The sequence below is a fragment of the Pseudomonas sp. B35(2017) genome (genome assembly GCF_002113645.1).
GTDB classification, from domain to species: Bacteria; Pseudomonadota; Gammaproteobacteria; order Pseudomonadales; family Pseudomonadaceae; genus Aquipseudomonas; species Aquipseudomonas ekonensis.
Window position 1 is genome coordinate 1 of sequence record NZ_NEIZ01000040.1, and the last position, 3006, is coordinate 3006.

Sequence of the window (3006 nt, forward strand, 5' to 3'; positions counted from 1 at the left end):
GGCAACACCTACCAGGAAGGTCACGAAGACCAGGTCATGGTTCAGGCGTTCAGCCACGACGTGATCATCCCGCGTGACCCGCAGTCCGGCCAGCCAACCGGCCAGCGCGTCCACAAGCCAGTGATCATCACCAAGGTCTACGACAAGGCTTCGCCTCTGCTGCAGGCGGCCCTGACCTCCGGCGAGCGCATGAGCGAAATCGTCATCCAGTGGTACCGCACTTCGGCCCAAGGCACCCAAGAGCACTACTACACCACCAAACTGGAAGACGCGATCATCGTCGCCATCAACAACAAGATGCACAACTGCCAGGATCCAGGCAACTCGCACTTCACCCACCTGGAAGAAGTGCAGTTCACCTACCGCAAGATCACCTGGACCCACGAAGTATCCGGTACTTCGGGTTCCGATGACTGGCGTGCTCCAGTCGTTTAATCACGGCTGACCGTTACACGCATCGACCAGCCCTGCTGGTCGATGTTGTTTACGCACCTCCAGAATTTCGCGTGCGCAGGACCGCTTGGCGAAGACCGGCGCACGCCGCTGCAGCACGAGGAACAAGGGATGTTCGCGCCGGCCAACGAAACACATTTTGCCCTGACCATCGAAGGCCTGTCCGCCGACTTCCAGGTGTTCGCCCTGCAAGGCCGCGAAGCCGTCAGCGAGCCGTTCGCCTTCCAGGTGGAACTGGTCAGTGAGCAGCCGTCGCTGGACCTCGAGACCCTGCTGCACAAACCGGCCTTCCTGCAGCTGTCGCCCGACGGCAGCGGCATCCACGGCCTGATCTACCGCGCCGCGCAAGGCGACTCCGGCAAGCGCCTGACCCGCTACTCCGTGACCCTGCGCCCGCAGCTGGCGTACCTCGCGCACCGGGTCAACCAGCGCATCTTCCAGAACCTCAGCGTGCCGAAGATCATCGGCCAGGTGCTGGAGGAACACGGCATCCAGGCCAACGCCTACGCATTCAAGACCGGCTCGGTCTATCCCGAGCGGACCTACTGCGTGCAGTACGACGAGTCGGACCTGCACTTCATCCAGCGCCTGTGCGAGGAGGAAGGCATCCACTTCCACTTCCAGCACAGCGCCACGGCCCACAAGCTGGTGTTCGGCGACGACCAGACGGTGTTCCCGAAACTGGCGCCCGTGGCCTACCAGCAAGACTCCGGCATGGTCGCCAGCGACCCGGTGGTCAAGCGCTTCGACCTGCGCCTGGAAACCCGCACCAGCCGCACCACCCGCCGCGACTACGACTTCGAGAAGCCGCGCCTGACCCTCGAGAGCGAGAACCGCGGCGACGCCCTGCCCGACCTCGAGGACTACGACTACCCGGGCCGCTTCATCGACCGCGAGCGCGGCAAGCACCTGGCCAAGCGCGCCCTTGAGCGCCACCGCAGCGACTTCCGCCTCGCCGAGGGCAAGAGCGACCAGCCGCGCCTGGTCAGCGGCCACTTCCTGGCCCTGACGGCGCACCCCAAGGCGCAGTGGAACGACCTCTGGCTGCTCACCGAGATCCTCCACGAAGGCAAGCAGCCGCAGGTGCTGGAGGAGTCGGTGACCAGCGACACCACGGCGCTCAAGGACGACTTCCACCAGGGCTACCGCAACCGCTTCCAGGCCACCCCGTGGGACGTGCCCAACCGCCCGCCCCTGCGCCACCCCAAGCCGCGCATCCTCGGCAGCCAGAGCGCCGTGGTCACAGGGCCCAAGGGCGAGGAGATCCACTGCGACCCGTACGGCCGCGTCAAGGTGCAGTTCCACTGGGACCGCGAAGGCCAGGCCGACGACAAGACCACCTGCTGGCTGCGCGTCTCCTCGGCCTGGGCCGGGGCCCAGTACGGCGGCATCGCCATCCCGCGCATCGGCATGGAGGTGCTGGTCACCTTCCTTGAGGGCGACCCCGACCAGCCCTTGGTCAGCGGCTGCCTGTACCACAAGGAGAACACCGTCCCCTACGCCCTGCCGGCCAACAAGACCCGCAGCACCTTCAAGACCCTGAGCTCCCTGGGCGGGGGCGGCTTCAACGAGCTGCGCATCGAGGACAAGAAGGGCCAGGAGCAGATCTTCCTGCACGCCCAGCGCGACTGGGACGAGAACGTCGAGCACGACCAGAAGATCCGCGTCGGCAACGAGCGCCACGACACCGTCGAGAAGAACAGCTACAGCGAGTTCAAGGCCGAGGAGCACCACACCGTCTACCAGGACCGCAAGGTCGAGGCCCGGGCCGACGACCACCTGACCGTGGGCGTCAACCAGCACATCAAGATCGGCACCGGCCAGTTCATCGACGCCGGCCAGGAGATCCACCTGAGCAGCGGCCTGAAGGTCGTGCTCGAGGCCGGCAGCGAGCTCACCCTGGTCGGCGGCGGCAGCTTCATCAAGATCGACGGCGGCGGCGTGACCCTGAGCGGCCCGGCGATCAACGTCAACTCCGGCGGCGGCCCGGGCAGCGGCACCGGCGCCGCCCCGCTGATGCCCGGCGCGCTGAAACAGGCCGACGCCGACAAGGCCGGCGCCGTGCTCACCCCGGCGCAGGTCAACACCCTCAAGCGCAACGCGCCGTTCTGCGAAGAATGCGAAAAATGCAAGGCAGGTGCCTGTGCCCTCTGACCGACTGACACCCCGCGACTGGCTGGCCCGCCAGCCCCTGCAGAGCGGCGAACGCCTGTACCTGGTCATCAGCGCCGCCAGCGACGCCGACGGCCTGAAGACCCTGTACATGAGCGAACCCGCCACCCAGCTCGTGCCGATCTGGAACGACACCCCCTACGCCAGCTGGAAACCGGTGATGCCCTACGTCACCGAACTCAAGCCCGACTCCCCGTTCCTGCCCTGGATCGCCGCCACCGACGCCCTCGACTGGGGCTGGCTGGCCGTCTCCCGCAGCGAACCGGACGAAGTCTTCGAGCACCTGCGCAGCCTCACCCAAGTGAAGATGCCGGACGGGACCGAGGTGTTCTTCCGCTTCTGGGACGGCCGGCACATCCACCCGATCCTCAAGGGGCTGGG

At 66.5% G+C, this 3006-nt stretch carries 3 protein-coding genes; all 3 read left to right on the forward strand.

Going from position 1 to position 3006, the window contains the following annotated elements; translation table 11 throughout:
• Positions 1-435 (forward strand): Hcp family type VI secretion system effector (locus CAG41_RS27995; protein ID WP_085707752.1); only part of this gene is annotated, 435 nt, incomplete at its 5' end.
• Positions 436-564: 129 nt separating this feature from the next.
• A complete protein-coding gene (tssI, locus tag CAG41_RS28000) occupies positions 565-2607 on the forward strand; it encodes a type VI secretion system tip protein TssI/VgrG (RefSeq protein ID WP_085658718.1) in 2043 nt (680 codons plus the stop codon).
• On the forward strand, positions 2597-3006 hold a 410-nt coding region (locus CAG41_RS28005; RefSeq protein WP_139835012.1), incomplete at its 3' end, for a DUF4123 domain-containing protein. The genes tssI and CAG41_RS28005, both read left to right, overlap by 11 nt.